This window comes from Pseudomonas sp. HP_01, assembly GCF_055284355.1.
The window spans coordinates 1-18,251 of the sequence record NZ_JBTOPV010000078.1 but is presented as its reverse complement, the minus strand read 5'-3'; the positions used below and the strand labels follow the sequence as shown (position 1 = coordinate 18,251).

Here is an 18,251-nt window from a genome sequence, read left to right as displayed (position 1 = left end):
GGGCGATCCCATGCCTTTCCATGTGCGCAGGCGCTAAATCAGACGCTCACAGGCTGCGTCTTGGCGTTGCGGTTATTGAGGCGTTTTCCGAGCTGGATGAAAGGGTGTTCGATGTAGCGAAAACACAGATGGGCCGCGGCCAGGGTCAGCAGCGTCGCGACCAGCGCCACCAGCAGGGCCGGTGCGTCGGTGCCGCGCAGCAGGTAGTTGCTGAACAGGCCCATCGACGGGTGCAGCAGGTACAGCGAGTAACTCACTGCGCCCAGCCAGACCAGCGCCGGGTGATCCAGACGCACACTGCGGGTCAGCAGCACGAAGCTGACAATGGCCACGGCGTAGGTGAAGCAGTAACGGCCCCAGGTTTCGCCGGTGCCCATGTCTTCGCTGTAGGCCATGATCAGCGTCGGCGGCAATAGCACGGCGAAGGCCACGAACAGCATTTTCAGGTTCCGCGTCAGCGCCGCGCTGTGTTCAGCCAGCAACCACTGGCGCCATACAGAACCGAAGAACATCAGCGACAACGCCAGGGGCAGGGCCACCGGCAGCTTGTGTTCGGTCAACGCGCGGGCAATGCCCAACGCCAGCGCCGCGAGCAGAAACACCAGCGAACAGCGCGCCCGGTACGCCAGGTCGTAGAGCTTGCCGGCGATGAACAACGCCAGGCACAGACCGTAGAACACCAGTTCGATGAACAGCGTCCAGTACAGGCCGACCACGTCATTGAAGCCCAGCGCCGTCTGCACCATCGTCAGGTTGGCGACGATCTGCGGCCAGGACGGCAGCGGCGCGCCGGTCAACTGAAGCATCAGCACAAACAGCACCAGTGACAGCCAGTAGGCCGGGTACAAGCGCATCACGCGCGAGATCACAAAGCGGCGGGCGCCGTCGGGCACCGGCTTGAGGCTGTAGGGAATCACTACGCCGCTGATCATGAAAAACCACAGCACCCCTAACTTGCCGGGGTCGATCAGGTAATCCAGCACCCAGTCGTGACCGATGACCGGTTCGTACAAATGGGTGAAGACCACCATCAAGGCGGCGATGCCGCGCAATGCGTCGAGATAGGCAAGGCGTTTCATTGCAGCGCCTCAGAGCTTGCTGGAAGATTCACGCCCCAGGGCATCGCTGCCCTGGTTGGTGCGGCGGTCTCTGGCCGGACTCAGCAGCGCGTCGATGCGTTGGGAAACCTGTCGCGCCGATTCTTCCCAGGAGAACCGCGCCACGTTGTTCAGCCCGCGTCGGCGCAGCGACTGGCGCAGCGGCATGTCGGTCAGAATGCGTTCCATGGCAGCGGCCATATGGCAGACGTCCAGCGGGTCGAAATACAGCGCGCTGGCCTGCAGCACTTCAGGAATCGAGGCCGCGTTCGCCGCCAGCACCGGGCAACCGCACGCCTGAGCTTCCAGGGGCGGAATGCCGAAGCCTTCATACAGCGACGGAAACACAAAGGCCGTTGCGCCCTGGTACTGGCTGATCAGTTCGTCATCGCTCAGGCGCCCCAGAAAGCGGATGCGTGGGTCACGGCTGGCCAGGCGTTGCAGGTTGTCGTCGCTGAAAATCCCGCTGGCGCCACCGACGATGCGCAGTTGCAGATCATCGTGGCCGCGCAGCAGCAGGAACGCTTTGATCATCCGGCTGAAGTTCTTGTGCGCGCTGGGCGAAGACACCGCCAGCAGGTAGTCCTGTTGCTCTTTGAGCGGCGGGCCCGGCTGGAACGCACCGCTCACGGCATTGGGCACCACGAAGATTTTCTTCTCCGGGTATTTGTAGAACTGCGAAATCTCACCCTTGGAGAAGGCGCTCACCGTCAGCAGTGATTTGATGCGCGACAGCATGATCGGCGTCATGGTCCGGTACAGCAGGCGAAACGTGCGCGTGTAGCTTTCCGGGTGACGCACATAGGTGACGTCGTGGTGGGTGGCGATCTGATTGCCGTACAACAGCGGGGCGGTGCTGCACAGGGAGATCAGCAGCGGATTGCCCTGACGGCGCAGGTACAGCGGCAGGTCCAGCTGTTCCCACAGGTGGCCGCTGTGGCTGCCGATGCATTGCACGTCGAGGGCCTTGGCGCTCTCGTGCATCTGAATGCCATGGGGAGCAACAAACACCACGTCGTCGCGCAGTTGTTTGAGGGCCAGGCAGATCTGTTCGGCGAAGCGCTGAACGCCACGCAATTCCTGAGTCAGAAAACGTGCATTGATCACAATCATTGTGGTCGACCTGTAGAAGAGATAAAGGGGTCGTGCGCAGTCGTGCGCAGGAGCCGTCAGCGCCCTGAGTGAAAAGGGCGTCAGCGCCCTGAATGAAGGGGCGCTCTAAAGGCGGGCCGGAATAAAAAAGGCAGAATTCAGGGCAAGGCAAACAGTGCCGGGCGTGTGCCCAGGCTTATTATTTTCGGGAAGTCATCAATCGGCACTTGCGCCGAGCAACGCCCGTCATTGCAGTTCCACGGGATACCGCTGTCGACCAGTCCGCGTTGCGGCTGCCGAGTGTCGATGTAGTGCACGTTGCCGCGCAGCACGCTGCTGGCGTCGATCTTGATCGATCGCGGCAGCCCGGCGGTCCAGGCGACCATGATCTGCTCCGAACCCTTGGCGAACCGCAACAGGTATTGCGATTCGATTTCCCGACTCTTCTCAGCGTCGTAACGGAATTGATGCAGCGTCGGGCTAATGGCCTTGAGCGTCAGGTACGCCTGCTTGATGCTCAGGTCCTGATTGAGCAGGCCGAAGTTCTGCTCTGGATCAGTGCCGTCGGGACCGTCGTTGAGCAAGCCGTTCCACCACATGCCCTTGATGTTGGGCATCGTCTGCGCCAAGAAGAAACTGCGCGCCAGAAACGCTGCCTGAATCTTCTCATCACCGCCGCAGCGCCCGTCGTTACTGGGCCAGCCCATTTCGGTGAGATACAACGGCACCGGGCCTTTGTTGCGGTTCTTCTCCTTCAGGTCCTCGCTGATCCGCCGCAGCCAGGCAATCCAGTTTTCCGGCGTATTGCGCTCATCCGAACGGCAATACACATACGGATGAAGCGACAGCCCGTCGACATGATTGAGCACCCCCGATTCCACCAGCCGGTCGGCGAACCCCAGGTCCATGCCCTGGCTGGTGACGGCGCCTGCCAGAATCACCATCGGCCGCTGATTGGTGCGAATGCGCCTGGCGGTTTGTTCGATGAGCTGGAAGTAGTCCCGGGCGAACTCTGGATCGACCGGGTTTTCCTTGTCCCACTCGTTCCAGATCTCGTAGAAGTCCACGCTGTCGGTGAGCTGGCGGGTGACGAAGCTGGCGTAGTTGCCGTACGCATCGCGCATCGGTGGGGTTCGCGGTTTGGCGTAGTTCTCGTAAAACCGGTTGCCGTAGCCCAGCACCAGCAGCGGTCGCAGACTGTTTTCCTGAACGGCGCTCAGGAATGACTGCCACGAGGGCTCAATCTTCAACAACCCTCGTCGCGGCTCGGCGCCGGACCAATAGGCATCGTCGCGCACCGAGTCGACACCCGCCGCTTTCAACAGCTGCAACGCGCGGGTGGAGGTGCCGGGTTTGTTCATCAAGTGCGTGTCGACGCCGATGATGAACGCTTCGTCAGCCCGCGTGATGCAGCTGATCAACAAGCCCAGCAACAGGACCGCCGAGGGTCGTCGTAACCGGGTCAGGTAAGGGATGTGCATGGCTTGTCTCAATGAAGAGGCACGGTCCGGAGCGCTTGCTCAGGTAGGTCTCGGGCCGTCGGCGATAATCTCGGCATGACGAGGGTGCATGCCGGTGTGTTCAAAGCGAGTGCGGCTCAAACCGGGTGAGCCAGTGAATGCCGGTTGCGCTGGGCGGCGTCGTCCAGCAGTGTCTGGGCAAAAATGCTCTGGTAGCTGTCGAGCATCAACTCCAGGTTCAGTAACGACGCCACGCTGCCCCGGGCCTGACCGCTCAGACGCGCCAGCAATTCCGGGTTCTGGTGCAAACGCAACATTGCCTGGCCCAGTGAGTCGGGATCCTGCGGATCGCACAGCAGACCGTTGAGCGGGTCCTGAATGATCTCCGGCAACCCGCCCATGCGGCTGGCAATGACCGGCACCGAGTGGGCGCATGCCTCGACGGCGACCATGCCGAACGGCTCGTTCCACAGCGAAGGCACCACGGCGACGTCGATCTGGCGGTAGAACACTTCAGGCTTCTGATAACCGACAAAACTGATCTTCGGCGAGTTCGCCAGCGCCTTGAACGTGGCTTCGTCCGCGTCCTGGCCACGGCCTGCGATCTGCAACGTGGCGTCGAAAGGCAGTCGCTGAAATTGCTCGATCAGCCAGCCCACGCCTTTCTGATGGGACAGCGTGCCCATGTAGCCGAAGCGCAACGGCGCTTTTTTTGCCACCAGATCCGCTTGCCGACGCTGATGGGGCGAGGCCGTCGGCGGCGTGAACGGGCTGGCGTTGTGCACGACGTAAGGGCTGGCGGCGTTGAAATAACCGCGCAGCTGCAGCTTTTCAAGAATGAAACGGCTGACCCCGACCACCGCCGCGACCTGCGCCGAGCGTGCGTCGTGGCCCTTGCGGAAGGTCTGGCAACTGCCGCATTGCTGCTGGCAGCACTGGCCGCGTTTGAACATGTTGCTGCTTGGGCACATCAGGTACATGTCATGCAGCACCTGGACGATCGGCAGCTTTGCCGCGGTGATCTCGTCCCAGACAGAGACCGACCAGCCGCTCAGGTTGTGGCAGACCACCAGTTGCGGCTGCTCGTTGCCGATGACCTGTTTTACGTAGCTGCGCATCGCGCCGTTGTAGCGATCGCGCAGATGCCAGCCCAGGCGCGCCAGACGGCCAGGCCGTTGCGAACTGAAATGCCAATAGAAGTTACGCAGGCCGGCGCGGTAGACCTTGACGCCGTTCACCGCCTCAACGGTCAAACCCGCGTCGGGACCGGTCACCAGCACGCTGACTTCACAGCCGCGCTGCTGCAGGCCTTCGACGGTACGCTGAAGAATGATTTCCGCGCCGCCTCCAATGTGAGGAGCATACAGGCTGCTGATGAACAGTATTTTCATAGGGGATACGACTGATTCAGACCCAGTACGCCGGACTCACCGTCGCGGATGGCTTGTTCGATCAGGCCGAGGCGCTCCTCGGCACCGCGTCGCTTGGCGATCAGCCGCAGCAGGCGGAAGAACACCCAGCGGTTGAGGCCGTACAGCAGCGACGAATTGGCCCAGATGTTCTTGTCGAACCAGGCCTGGTTGCGCGCGCCGTAGTAGGCGCGCAAGTCCGAGCCGCCCAGCAGGAAGCTTTCGTAGATGTTGTTGGTGCGGGCCTTGATGTTCCACGAGCTTTCCAGGTCGTCGAGCAAGGCGTCCGGCACCAGAAAGATCCGGCCGCCACCGGCCGTGATACGCCAGGTGTATTCGCTGTCGTCGGCGTAAAGCATCAACGCGTCCAGCGGCAGGCCGATGCGGCGATACAGATTGCGGTGGGCGAGCAGGCCGCCATACGTAGCGAACGGCAACTGCACCATCGGCAGTTTGCTGTGCGGGCTTTGCGGCGCGCCCCACGGCAGTCGGCGCCAGATCTTGTACGGCAGCTGCGCGATGTGAAAACCGAAGAAGCTCGAGCGGCGCTGGATGGCGAACCGGTTCGGCACGCCAGCGGCGATGTCCGCCTGATGGGTCGGACGAAAGCCCAGAACGGCAGCCTTGTCTTCGCCGTCGATGCGGATACGTTCTTCGAGCACCTGATGGAGCGTTGCGATAGCGTTGATGGTCGGCGCGTTGTCGTCGTCCATCAGCCAGATGTGTTCGGCACCGGCGTCCAGCGCAGCCTGGATCCCCACCGAATACCCCCGCGCGGAACCGGTGTTCTCGTGCATGTAAATCACGCTGACCTGATTCGGCCAGGTGCGGCGCAGGTTGTCCAGCGGCGCGGTGGACGCGTTGCTGACGATGATCACGCGATCAATCAGCGGGCTTTCCAGCGAGCGGCTGACCAGGGTGTGCAGGTAGTTGAAACGATCACCATAGGTGAGCGTCACCAGCGTGGTTTTCTGGGTCATGGCGAGTTCCGGGCGAAGGGGGGTCAAGAGGCTGAAAGCATCAGCCCCGTGGGAGTCAGGATGTGTGGGTCAGAGGTGCAAGAAGTTGAAAGACAGTAAGGCTCGGTTCAAGCCTGCGCTTGCATACGCGACAGGCTGCTGACCGGCAGGGTGACCTTCTGCTCCCGTTGCAGCAGATTGAGCAGAATCACCGCACGTTCATCACCGTCTGCGGCGAGGAAGATCGCCTCGACGTCGTTGAAGCCCTCGGCTGTGATCCGTACCGTTTCACCTTCTTGAAAGGCGACCCTGGCCGGCGGCGCCAGCAGACGCTGGCGGATCTGCTCGATCAACGCATCCTGCACCGGAACCGGCATGCCGCCGAAGGTGACGATGCGCGCCACGCCACGGGTCGAGCGGATCGGGTACCAGTTGTCGCTGGCCTGATCCATGTGAATGAACAGGTAGCCGGGGAACAGCTCTTCTTCGGCCGGCGTCCGTGAGCCGCGTTTTTTCTCGCCGTGCTTGACCGGGCGGTAGCACTCGAACTGCTGACGTTGCAGATGCTCTGCCGCACGTGCCTCCTGGCGGGGTTTGGTCTGGATCAGGTACCAGCGCGCGGAGCCACAGGCGCTATTGACGACTTCAGACATACACTTCACTCCACTGCGATCCGGTGCGACCCGGTCAGGACAACGTCAGGTTTTTGTGCCGGCCCCTGCATCATCCGGGGCTCGGCGCGGGTTGGATGTTTGTCCAGCCCGTATTCGGTCAACATCTGCTGCACCTGCTCGACGCAGTTGAACATCAGCACATCGATGATCGACAGGTTGGCGACGAAAGGGTGCCGAAACTGCCGATACTCCACCGGGTTCATCCGGAAGAACCGCACCAGCAAGCCGTTGCGGGCGAAGTGATCGCGGTCGTAGAGCACCGATCCGCCTTCGGGGGTGATGAACGTGGTCGCTTCAAAGGTGTGAGCGATGCGGATGATGCGCTCCTGCTTGTCCGCAGCGCTACCCAGTATAAGGTCCGAGCTGCGCAGGATCGGCGTCACGATGTGTAAATAAGCACACATTTCTCGTATTGCGTGTTCGGCATACAGCGCGATGTTCTGCTGCGGGAAACGGATCAACCGTTCCAGCAGCGGCATGACCTGCGCGAAGTAGGGCGCCTCTCGATAATTCTCGGCGAGCAGATCGATCATCCGCAGTCCTTCATCGCTGAAATGGTCGCACAGTTGGCGCTGATTGATCTGTAACTGAAAGCGGTCTTTCTTCAACGGAAAGGTGATCAGCTTCGCCTCGCCGTTGTGCAGGATGCGGTTGCGATTCACCCAGCCGGACCGCACATACTGCAGATCATCTCCCAGGACGAAGATGTCTGCAGCGGCAATGAGCTGAAAGTAACCCAGGTAGGGGAACATATACGGCTGCATCACTGCGAGGGTCCTGGCCATGTGTATCTCCTTGGCGAGCGTGTCGATTTACTTGCGGACCGTGGTGTAGTCGTAACCGTACGCGGCGCAGTCGTAGTCGGCGGTCGACGCCTTGCGCAGGACACCGTTGAAGATCGCACCCTTGATCAGAATGCCGTTGTGCATCAGTCGGCGTTTGCACGCTTCGATTTCCTTAGCGGTGCTCAGACCAAAGCGGGTCACCAGCAGGCATGTACCCGACTGGCGGCCGACCAGCGTGGCATCGGTCACGGCCAGGATCGGCGGGGTGTCGATGATCACCAGGTCATACAGCGGCGACAGCTCGCTGATCATTTTGTTGAAGTTGTCGTGCATCAACAGCTCGGACGGGTTCGGCGCCGCGTAACCGCAGGAGATGAAATCCAGGTTGCGCACTTCGGTGTGGTTGATGACTTCCTTGCTGCCCAGACGCGCGGCGAGGGTGTCCGACAAACCGTGCTTGGGCGTCAGGTTGAACATCTTGTGCAGGTAGCCTTTGCGCATGTCGGCGTCGATCAGCAACACGCGTTTGCCGGTCTGCGCAATGATCACCGCCAGGTTGCTGGAGACGAACGACTTGCCCACGCCCGGCGTCGGGCTGGAAATCATCAGCACGTTGTTGCGCGCTTCGAGCATGGCGAAGTGCAAGCTGGTGCGCAGGCTGCGCAATGCTTCGATCGCCAGTTCCGTCGGGGCGCTGACGCTCAGCAGGCGCGGCTCCTTGCTCGCCGAACGGCTCTGGGCGGCCTTTTCCAGGCGCTCCTGCAGTCGCGAATACGGCAGCGACGCGTACACCGGCATGCCGAGGTTTTCGATGACTTCCGGGTTGTCCACGCCACGATAGAACGCCTGACGCACAAACACGGTGGCAACAGCCAGCAACAGACCGATCAGCGCGGCGACCAGCACAATGATTTTGCGCATCGGCTTGACCGGCTCTTCGACGTTGGCGTCGGCGTTGTCGATGATGCGGACGTTGCCGATGCTGCCGGCGCGCAGAATGTCCTGCTCCTGGCTCTTGTCCAGCAACAGGGTGTAAGTCTGCGAGGTGACCTGCATGTCACGGTTCAGACGCAGCAACTCTTGTTGCGTGGCCGGCAGGGCCTCGATCTTCTTCAGCAGCGCGGCTTTCTGGGATTCGACCTGGCCGATCTGAGTCATCAGGGCGCGGTAGTTCGGGTGCTCCGGCGTGTACAGACGTTCGACGTCGACGCGCTTCATTTTCAAGTCCGACAGGGTGCCTTCCAGCTTGACCACCTGATCCAGAACCGACTTGGTTTCAACGCTCAGGTCAACCGACTTGGCGCCCATCTGGAAGTTGTTCAGCGCGATTTCCGACTGTTCCAGCTGCTTGCGCACGGCCGGCAATTGCGAACGCAGGAACTCCAGACGCTGGGCGGCTTCGGCCGAACTGCGCTCGACGTTCTGACGCACGTACAGGCGGCTGACTTCGTTTAGGATGCGCTTGGCCAGTGCCGGGTCCGGGTCCTGGATCGACAGGTAGACGATCCCGGAATCCTTGCCCGCTTCCATGATTTTCAGACGGTCCTGAAAATCAAGTGCGGTGGTCAGGGTGCGTTGACGCGCCACGGTGAACTCGGTGCCTGGACGTGCGTTGAGCGCAGCCACCTGGATTTTGATGCCGCTGCCTTCGACGGTCTGGCCGACCGGGCCGCTGAGCAGCTTGTTACGGTCTTCGTCATACAGGGTGAAGGTGCCGGGCTTGCCGGCCACCATGATCATTTTTTCGCCCAGCAGTGCGTCCGGCACCTCCAGCTGGAAGATGTCGATTTTCTCACCGCCCCAGGCGTAGCTGTTCAGGCCGAACATCGGGTCGGCCAGCGCGCCATCACGTTCCGGCTTGAACCGACGCGCCATGTAGCTGCCCAGCCCCGGGATGTATTTGGGCTTCTGCACGATGTACAGCTTGAGGTCGTCGACGACCTTGCCCAGCACCGCGCGGGATTTGATCAGCTCGATTTCGGTGGTGGCCTGGGAAACCGACAGCGGCTTGTTGGAGACTTCGGTGCGGCCCTCGATGCCCACTTTCCGCGGCTCGATTTGAATCATCGCGTTGGCCTGGAAGATCGGTGTGGCCAGAATGGCGTAGGTGGCGCCGAGCAGGACGCAGATGCCGACAATCGACGCAATCAATCCTTTGTGATCGAAAAGTGTGCGCAAGATAGTCGCCAAATCGATCCGGGAGTCCTGGACCTCGTCCAGAGAAGTACGGTTCATAGCGGTCATTTATCTTGGATCTCCTGACTGAAGATAAGGAAGCCAGTCGTCGACACAACGCGAAAGCTGCTCGTAGGTCTGTTCAAAGGCTAGTTTCGGGCGCCGGTAGGGATCGGCGATTTCCAGCGCTTGTTGCCATTTGCCAATCAGAAACGTCTTGCCGCGCACCTCGGGGGCCAGCTTGAGGACGCTGTGGGTCTGACGATGCTCCATGACCAGAATCAGCTCTGCTTCATGGAGCATCTGCCGATCAATCTGACGGCTTCGGTGTCTGTGGACGGGGACGCCGTTGACGTGCAGCACGGCCTCGGCCAGCGGGTCGATGGTGGAACTGAGCATGGCGTGGGTTCCGGCCGACGAAATCTGTACGCGAGCGTTGGGCACGCGTTGTCGGAACATGGCTTCGGCCATGGGGCTGCGACAGATATTGCCGACGCAGACCACCAGTACGTTACTGAACATGACCTTTGCTGAGGGTCGTCATCAGTCTCTTGCTGATGTTTGCGGTGAAGTTCTGGCCAACGGCCAGGAGGGTCTGCATCTTGCGTTTCGGGGTAATCGCCGACAGCGAATACTCGACCAGCTCCATCAGAAAATGCTCATACAGCTCCTGATTACCGAGCCGGTTGTAGTAGTTGGCCAAGGCGCCCGATGTCTGCAGCGCCATGTGCAATTTGCGTTTGTTGGAGCGCATGGAAAACACGCCGCCGGGGTGCAACCGGTACATGGCAGGCTTGACCTCACCCATGAATTTGCCCTTGCCGTAGGCACCGAGCAGCGACCACCAGACCAGGTCGTTGAGCGGCGCGGCGCGCAGCTCGGGGGGCAACGACTCGAACACGTTGCGGAACACCGTGGTCAGCGTCGACACCCGACGCGCCTTCTGCAGCTCCAGCGCCGTGGCATCCCCGCGCAGCTTGCCTTGCAGCTGGATCGGGTACTGGCCGCTGATGTCGAAGGGGATGGCATCGTGGTAGGTCAGCACGTAATCCGGGTTGTTCTCGAGAAAATCTACCTGGATCTGAAGCTTGCGCGGGTCAGTCCAGTAATCATCTCCTTCGCAGTAGGCGATGTAGCGGCCCCGCGCTTCGCCGAACAGACGCGGCACCGGCGGGTTGTTCTGCGAGTACTGATTCGTCTCGTGGTAGAAAGGGCGGATCAGCGCCGGGAAGCGTTTGACGTAATCGGCAATGATGCGGGCGGTGCCGTCCGTGGAAGCATCGTCGTTCACCAGGATTTCAAAGGTGAACGTGGTTTGCTGGAGCAGGAAGCCATCCAGCGTCTGCGCGATGTAGGCCTCCTGGTTGTAGGCTGGACAGACAATGCTGACCAGGGGTGCGGCGGACGGCGAGGTGCTCGTCTTATTGCTATTAGCATCCATGGCTTGGGTACTCGGAGTTAAACGCTGGGTTTGCTGAACAGAACGGAAATCTTCATCACCAGCGGCTTGTAGCTGGCGGCCACAATCAGCAGTGTGAGCAGGCCGCAGACGGCCAGACCCAGGAAGATGCTGAGGCGGTTTTCATTGGCGATCAGGCGCAGCAACGGCTCGGTGATCGCCAGGCCCACGCCGGTCATCACGCTGATGCGGATGATGTCGCGCAGCCATTGGCTGTGAATGCCAGGGGCCAGGCGCTGGTGCACGATGCCCGGCCAGATGGCGAAGGACACCACGCGCAACACGAACCAGGCGATCGCCGCGCCGTAAGCGCCATAGCCGCGAATCGCCAAAAACATCACCGGTACCGTGATCAGCGCCGAAACAAGGCTGTACCAGACATGCAGGTGCATCCGCCCATAGGCGTATTGCAGATAAAACTGGAACGTGCTGACCGCCATGATGGCGCTGCCCAGCGAGTACCACGGCAGAATCGTCCGGCTCCAGTCGGCGGCAGGGCGATCGCCCGACCAGGCAAACACCATCGCGTCGGCGTGCAGCGCGATCAGCGCGGCGAGGGGAAACAGGAACGTGCAGACAAACCGGTTGGCCGCGAGATACAGCTGATGCATGTCATCCCGACGCCCTTCGGCCATCAACACGGTGAGGCGCGGCAGTAACGTCTGCGCCAGCGGGTTGGAGAGCATCATGATTCCGGTGGTGATCAGCGCCACCAGCGAGAAGTAGCCGTATTCATTGAGGGGCAGCAGTTCGGAGAGCAGCACTTTGTCGATCTGGGTCAGTACGATCCACAGCACCGCGGTGCCGGACATGCTCGCTGCGAACGGGATGATCGGCTTGACCAGATCCCAGTCGAAACCGGTCAGCGGCGACGGTGTCGGCATCTGCTGATAGGCACGTGCGGCGAAGATCAACGCTTCGATCAAGCCCACCAGCGCCTGGAATTCGAAGAAGTGCACAGGGTCGTTGGAGATTGTGCTCACCAGCAGCAGGCCACCGAAGTAGCGCAGCGTGGCGATGATCACGTTGGCGATGTTCAGCCATGCGTGCTGTTCAAGGCCTTGAATCCCGCTTTTATAGAGCGTCGAAAACAACCTCAGGGCGATGACGATGCCCATCAGGCCGATGCACTGCACCAGCGTCTCGGTCGACAGTTCCTGGGCATTGAGCCAGTGCACGGCAATCCATTCGCTGCCAAAGTACATCGCCACGCAGCAGAAACCTGCCAGCGGCAGGAAGATGATCTCGAATGAACGCAGCAGGCGACCGGTGTAGCGATCCAGTCCATCACTGCCCTGACGGTGCGCCACCGCCCTGACCAGACTCGGCGACAACCCGGCGTCCAGCAATTGCAGCCAGGCTTGCAGCACCGAGAAGAACCCGATCAGGCCGTATGCCTCGGCGCCCATATGGCCGAGGTTGAACGGCATGATCAGGATGCCCACGAGCAGCGTGTAAGCCTGGCCTGCATAGCTCAACGCAGTGTTGCGTATGACTGAGCGCTTGGTTGACATCGAAAGTCCTTCCGGCAAAACAGGGTGAATGGCGCAATGGCTGGCCCAGCGGCGTTACATGACCTGCGCGAGCGACGGCACACGGTACGGCGAGTGGGCGGTGCTGGTTTCGGCGATCACTGTGTTGATGACGCGGTCCTGATCGTCGCGCAGCAGGCCCGGATAAATCGGCAGGCACAGCACGCGCTCGCTCAGTGAACGCGAAGCGGTTTGCGCGGCTTGCGGCTGCAAGTACTCCAGGGTGTCCAGGGACGGGTAGAAGTAGCGGCGCGGGTTGATCCCGTTGGTGTTCAGCCCGGAACGCAAACGCAGCAGTTGTTGTTCGTCGCGCAGGGCGATCGGGTAATAGCTGTGGTTGAGCTGGCTGTTGCTTTCCGGCCGCTGCAGGTCGACGTAATCGCCCAGGCGGGTGGTGTAGCGGTCAGCAATTTCAGCGCGTTGCTGAAGAATGTTCTCGATGTCGTCGAGAATGCACAGGCCCATCGCGGCGGAGAATTCGTTGAGCTTGGCATTGATGCCGATGCCGTCGATCTTGTCGACATCAACGATGCCGAAGTTGCACAGCAGGTGAGCCCGGCGCGCCGTTTCGTCATCGTTGGTGATGATCGCGCCGCCTTCAATGGTGTGAAACAGCTTGGTGGCGTGGAAACTCAGTGTGCTGATGTCACCCCAGTTGAGCACCGACTGGCCGGCGTGACGCACGGCAAAGGCATGGGCGCCGTCGTACACGACTTTCAGATTGCGCCGACGTGCGATTTCTTCGATGCGTTCAACGGCGCACGGGTTACCGAACACGTGAGTGCCAACAATCGCGGTGGTGTCGGAGACGATGCGGCTCTCGATGTGCTCGGGCGAAATGTTCCAGGTCTGCGCGTCGATGTCGGCGAAGATCGGGCGAATGCCTTCCCACTGCAGCGAACTGCTGGTGGCCACGAAGCTGAACGGCGTAGTCACGGCGCTGCCGCTCAGGCCCAGCGCGCGGTAGGCGACTTGCAGGGCGAGGGTGCCGTTGTTGGTGAGGATGACGTGCTTGACGCCCAGGTAATCTTTCAAACGCTGCTCGAGCTCGCACACCAGCGGGCCATGGTTGGTCAGCCAGCCGCGGGCGTAAATGCCCTCAACGTAGCCCTTGAACTTGTCGATATCGCCCAGGTAAGTCTTGGTGACGTTGATCATCGAATTCTCCATTTCAGATGCAAGGCTTTTAAAAGGCTTTCTGGGCAGTGACGCGTTAGCGCCGGGCCGTCAACGCCAGGTTCGAGCGAAATCAGTTGGGAGTGGATGCCGGCGGCTGGTTGCCCGCCTTGTTGCTCATCCGCCGCGCGCGACCCTGATTGATTTTCAGGATCAACCGGGTGGCCAGGCTGCCTGCATGGGGGTCGCCAAAGTGGAACAGCGCGGTGGCGCGCTTCACGTCCGGCCGACAGGCCTGGTTGGCGTGCAGGCTGCGATAACCCCAGAAGAAATAAACGCTGCCCGGCTCCAGGCGCAGCACATACGGCTTGAGCCAGTTGCGTTGCATGCCTTTGATGATCCAGCCGCGGGTGATCTTGTTCTGCAGCAGTGCTTTCTCGATCACGTTGAACAACACCCATGAGCGAACCCGGCGGATGTTCGGAAACAGCATCAGGTCGCCACGTCCTTCGCCTTCACTGGGAATGAACACCGGTATCAGCGCGGTCACCAGGCTGGCGTCGTAATGAAAGCTGTTGGACTCGCGCTTCCCCTGATTGCCCTGCACGCAGCGCAGCACCGGGAAGATTCGGTCACTGGCGGCGTCGCGGCGGGCGGCATGCTTATAGAGGCGACCCAGCAGCGTCTTGAATCGCGGGTCGGACCAGTAGCTCGCCAGCAGGCTTTCGCTCAGTGCCGCTTCACCGTGGTAGGCAAAGTATTCGCCCTGGTGTTTCTGCGCCTGCTCGTCGGTCCAGGCCCGCAACTGCTGCAGGTCCGTGTCAGGCACGGCCGCGTTCAGTTTTGCAAAGCCGTTGGTATCGATTTCGTCAGCCAGTCGCTGAACCAGCTGCTCATCCATGTCGAAAGATAAAGGCATTGCATCAGGCCCTCGTAGAGAGTGAGGAGTGCAGGGGAGGGGGTAAATTGTGCTTCAGGCACGCTACCGCCCGAATCTGCAGATCCTGCCGTTGTACTAATTAGGCGTGCATTCAAACGGTGGCTTCATTCAGCGGCGGCTGACTAAAGCGTTGGGCAAAGCTACCGCCCCACCGAGCACATTCAGTAATTCGAAAAAGCTTTCTTTGAACCAAAAACTGCCCACCGGCGCTGATTTCACACCGTTTGAATCGTCAACTTTATGGGCACTGGCAGATTAATTAAGTCGGAATGCTCTCGGCGCACGACTCTTGGGTCGCGCTGCAAAAACGGGAAAACATTGGACATGCCTATATATCGGCGGAGGCGGAGTTTCTGTCAAATTATTTCGCCATCATTCTGTTAATTTTTTGATAACCCTGTACTCGGCATCGCTAAGTCATTGATTTTATTAGTAGTCAAGAAACCATCACCGTCCTATTCAGGTGTGCGACGCTTTTTAGGCGCTTGTGAAGGCCGCTTCTTTCATGACCAAAAAAGGCGTGGAAGACGTTTTTCCAACGTCAGAAGTTGGACACGGACGGCGGGTAACGGTTTTATGGCGCTCGATTATTGAATGCGTCATTCAACCGTAATTATGCGCCGGGCTAACTAATCAGATGAGTTTGAATTGCGCAATCAAGGGTTCACGCCACTGTTGCAGTTTTATGGAGAGAACTGTGTCCGGTTATATATAAAAACAACGTGGGTGCGCGCGTGATAGGCCTGAAGATTTTATCAGTGTGCGATGCAATTGCCCGGGCGCGGCATTGCATCTCCGAGATGGGGGCGGCGCTGCGGTTGCTCAGCCTTGATCGCTGCTCCATTATCCGGGTCTGCGATGCAAACAATTCGGGTCACCAGGAGATGCAATGAATACGCAGTCGAAAACCACTGGAGTGGCGATGCAACGCCTTGCGCAGGCGCGCGCCCTAATGAGCCGTGAAGGCATCGACGCGTGGCTTGTGCCGTCGGCCGACCCTCATCTTTCTGAATATCTGCCGGGTTACTGGCAGGGGCGGCAGTGGTTGTCGGGCTTCCACGGCTCAGTCGGCACTTTGATCATCACCCGGGATTTCGCTGGGCTGTGGGCCGACAGCCGTTATTGGGAGCAGGCGAGCAAGGAACTGGCAGGCAGCGGCATCGAGCTGGTCAGGTTGCAGCCGGGTCAGACCGGCCCACTTGAATGGCTCGCCGAGCAAGCCAGGACGGATTCCGTCGTCGCGGTGGATGGCGCGGTATTGGCCGTGGCGTCTTCGCGTACGCTGGCTGCCAATCTGTACGAAAAAGGTGCTCGGCTCCGCACTGACCTCGACCCCTTAACGGAGCTGTGGAACGACCGACCTGCTTTGCCGGCTCAGGCTATTTATGAGCACACGGCGCCCCACGCCTCTGAAACCCGCGGCGACAAACTCAGACGACTGCGCACTATGATGGACGAGCGCGGCGCGGACTGGCATTTCCTCGCCACGCTGGACGACATCGCCTGGCTGTTTAACCTGCGCGGCGCCGATGTGTCCTATAACCCGGTGTTCATCTCCTTCGCCCTGATCGGCCCAAATAGCATCAACCTGTTTGTCGCGTCAGAGAAGGTCGACGCTGCACTGCGCAGCACCCTTGAGCAAGACGGCATCACCCTGCATGAATACACGCGCATCGGCACCGCGCTGCGCAATGTGCCCAAGGATGCGCGACTGCTGGTCGATCCGGCGCGGGTCACCTGCGGCCTGCTGGATTATCTCGACAGTGAAGTCACGCTGGTCGAGGGGCTCAACCCGACGACGCTGTTCAAATCGCAGAAAAGCGCCGCCGACACCCGGCATATCCGTCAGGCGATGGAACAGGATGGCGCGGCGCTGTGCGAGTTCTTCGCCTGGCTGGATTCAGCGCTTGGCAAAGAGTCCGTCAGCGAACTGACCATCGACGAGAAACTTAGCGCAGCGCGGGCGCGTCGACCGGGCTACGTGTCCCAGAGTTTCGCCACCATCGCCGGCTTCAACGGCAACGGCGCCATGCCTCACTACCGCGCCACCGAAGAAGAGCACGCGCAAATCGAAGGTGACGGCCTGTTGCTGATCGATTCCGGCGGCCAATACCTGGGCGGCACGACCGATATCACCCGCATGGTGCCCGTCGGCACTCCGACGGCCGAGCAGAAGCGCGACTGCACACGCGTGTTGAAAGGCGTGATCGCGCTGTCCCGGGCGCACTTTCCCCGGGGCATTCTTTCGCCATTGCTTGACTCAATTGCGCGCGCGCCGATCTGGGCCGAGGGCGTCAACTACGGCCACGGCACCGGTCACGGTGTCGGTTATTTCCTGAACGTACACGAAGGCCCGCAGGTGATTGCCTATCAGGCCGCCGCCACGCCGCAAACCGCGATGCAGCCAGGGATGATCACCTCGATCGAGCCCGGCACGTATCGGCCGGGGCAGTGGGGTGTGCGTATTGAAAACCTGGTGATCAATCAGCAAGCGGGCAAGACCGAGTTCGGCGAGTTTCTCAAGTTCGAGACCCTCACGTTGTGTCCGATAGACACGCGCTGCCTGGAAATCAGTTTGCTGGCGCAAGAGGAGCGTGAATGGCTCAATGAGTACCACGCTCAGGTCAGACAGCGCCTCACTCCATTAGTGGAGGGCGCCGCGTTGGCGTGGCTGAACGGTCGTACCCAAGCAGTGTGATGTCACTGCCACCGCTGCGCAGGCGGTGGCATCAAATGCGGGCAGTGCGCCTGGTGTCTTCTGTCTATATAGAAGCCTTTGACTATCTATCTATATAGAGGCCTTTGAAACCCGCGGGCTCACCGATGCTGGTATGCCGGCAGCCGACTAAGGGTTAGCCGGCTTTTTGCAAACGACGATCATGCTGCGGCTGGTGTAGCCGGCCGGATTGAGACCGAGTGGGTAGCCTCCGGTGTCTTCTGCGCCGTCACCGGATTTCGCGATCACCCGGTATTGCTTGGAGACGCAGGAGTTGGTCGCCATGTCGTAGCACTGCTCCCATGAGGACGATAGCCCCGAGCAGTTGATATGAATCCCGCGTTTCCCCATCACCGGTTTCGACGTTGCCGCGCAACCAGCGACAGCCAATGCTGCCAGTGCCATCAAAAAGTACTTCATTCATATCCTTACCCGACCGGCACGTTGCGGTCAGTGACTGTCCAGAATTCGCATGCTGCCCGACCTTCACGTCCGTGTGGAGCAGGGGCACCATGTTAAGGCGCACGGGCTAAACATCGCTCAATAGTGAGACAAATGCCAGTGACATCGTGTATCACGCCGATGGCTTCGCTGCCGCCTGCTACTCGGATCCGCACGGGGCAGGGGTGCGAGGCTCGCGTTTCTTATAAGAACCCACGAATAGACGTGTGTTAAGCAGCAAAGGCGCCAAATACCAGTGATTGGCAGGTAAGTTGAAATAAGTGCTTGACGCCCCTCTGGATCTGTCTATAATTCGCCCCACTTCCGGCGCAGACGAAACGGAAAACTCCTTGATAATCAAAGAGTTGGACGAAGTAAGCAGCGAGGAATGCTTCG

Annotated in this window: 15 protein-coding genes; 1 reads left to right on the top strand and 14 read right to left on the bottom strand. The window is 60.3% G+C overall.

Going from position 1 to position 18,251, the window contains the following annotated elements:
* Positions 1–38: 38 nt before the first annotated feature.
* From ACYAR8_RS23925 to ACYAR8_RS23865, 13 genes are all read right to left on the bottom strand, one after another.
* Positions 39–1,079 (bottom strand): acyltransferase family protein, encoded by a 1,041-nt coding sequence (locus ACYAR8_RS23925; RefSeq protein ID WP_074892426.1) that lies wholly within the window; start codon positions 1,077–1,079, stop codon positions 39–41.
* Between the two features lie 9 nt (positions 1,080–1,088).
* The gene (locus ACYAR8_RS23920; RefSeq protein ID WP_074892427.1) at positions 1,089–2,210 is read right to left on the bottom strand and encodes a glycosyltransferase family 4 protein; all 1,122 of its coding nucleotides are present in this window, start codon (positions 2,208–2,210) and stop codon (positions 1,089–1,091) included.
* Between the two features lie 137 nt (positions 2,211–2,347).
* Complete coding sequence (locus ACYAR8_RS23915) at positions 2,348–3,670, bottom strand: hypothetical protein (protein WP_463581246.1); 1,323 nt, start codon at positions 3,668–3,670, stop codon at positions 2,348–2,350.
* Between the two features lie 116 nt (positions 3,671–3,786).
* Positions 3,787–5,040, bottom strand: a complete 1,254-nt coding sequence (locus ACYAR8_RS23910; RefSeq protein WP_463581245.1) for a glycosyltransferase family 4 protein — start codon at positions 5,038–5,040, stop codon at positions 3,787–3,789.
* A complete protein-coding gene (locus tag ACYAR8_RS23905; protein ID WP_074892430.1) occupies positions 5,037–6,038 on the bottom strand; it encodes a glycosyltransferase in 1,002 nt (333 codons plus the stop codon). The genes ACYAR8_RS23910 and ACYAR8_RS23905 overlap by 4 nt, the downstream gene beginning before the upstream one ends.
* A 107-nt stretch (positions 6,039–6,145) precedes the next feature.
* Complete coding sequence (gene rfaH / locus ACYAR8_RS23900) at positions 6,146–6,670, bottom strand: transcription/translation regulatory transformer protein RfaH (protein WP_463581244.1); 525 nt, start codon at positions 6,668–6,670, stop codon at positions 6,146–6,148.
* Positions 6,671–6,675: 5 nt separating this feature from the next.
* Positions 6,676–7,476 carry a WbqC family protein gene (locus tag ACYAR8_RS23895; RefSeq protein ID WP_463581243.1) on the bottom strand — a complete coding sequence of 267 codons (801 nt, stop codon included), beginning with the start codon at positions 7,474–7,476 and terminating at the stop codon, positions 6,676–6,678.
* Between the two features lie 27 nt (positions 7,477–7,503).
* On the bottom strand, positions 7,504–9,720 hold the full coding sequence (locus tag ACYAR8_RS23890) for a polysaccharide biosynthesis tyrosine autokinase (RefSeq protein WP_463581242.1): 2,217 nt from the start codon (positions 9,718–9,720) through the stop codon (positions 7,504–7,506).
* On the bottom strand, positions 9,721–10,173 hold the full coding sequence (locus ACYAR8_RS23885) for a low molecular weight protein-tyrosine-phosphatase (protein ID WP_463581241.1): 453 nt from the start codon (positions 10,171–10,173) through the stop codon (positions 9,721–9,723). It lies immediately after the preceding gene.
* A complete protein-coding gene (locus tag ACYAR8_RS23880; RefSeq protein WP_463581240.1) occupies positions 10,163–11,092 on the bottom strand; it encodes a glycosyltransferase family 2 protein in 930 nt (309 codons plus the stop codon). The genes ACYAR8_RS23885 and ACYAR8_RS23880 overlap by 11 nt, the downstream gene beginning before the upstream one ends.
* A gap of 17 nt (positions 11,093–11,109) precedes the next feature.
* Entirely contained in the window at positions 11,110–12,624 is a 1,515-nt protein-coding gene (locus ACYAR8_RS23875; RefSeq protein ID WP_463581239.1) for a lipopolysaccharide biosynthesis protein, read from the bottom strand.
* Between the two features lie 54 nt (positions 12,625–12,678).
* Positions 12,679–13,800, bottom strand: coding sequence for a DegT/DnrJ/EryC1/StrS family aminotransferase (locus tag ACYAR8_RS23870; protein WP_463581238.1), 1,122 nt, complete (start codon positions 13,798–13,800; stop codon positions 12,679–12,681).
* 91 nt (positions 13,801–13,891) lie between these two features.
* Positions 13,892–14,677 (bottom strand): hypothetical protein, encoded by a 786-nt coding sequence (locus tag ACYAR8_RS23865; protein ID WP_083398859.1) that lies wholly within the window; start codon positions 14,675–14,677, stop codon positions 13,892–13,894.
* A 910-nt stretch (positions 14,678–15,587) separates the two neighbouring features.
* Here ACYAR8_RS23865 and ACYAR8_RS23860 point away from each other — a divergent pair.
* Entirely contained in the window at positions 15,588–17,396 is a 1,809-nt protein-coding gene (locus ACYAR8_RS23860; RefSeq protein ID WP_463581237.1) for an aminopeptidase P family protein, read from the top strand.
* A 147-nt stretch (positions 17,397–17,543) separates the two neighbouring features.
* On the opposite strand, the gene ACYAR8_RS23855 is transcribed toward ACYAR8_RS23860, so the two are convergent.
* Positions 17,544–17,834, bottom strand: coding sequence for a hypothetical protein (locus ACYAR8_RS23855; protein WP_463581236.1), 291 nt, complete (start codon positions 17,832–17,834; stop codon positions 17,544–17,546).
* Positions 17,835–18,251: the final 417 nt, after the last annotated feature.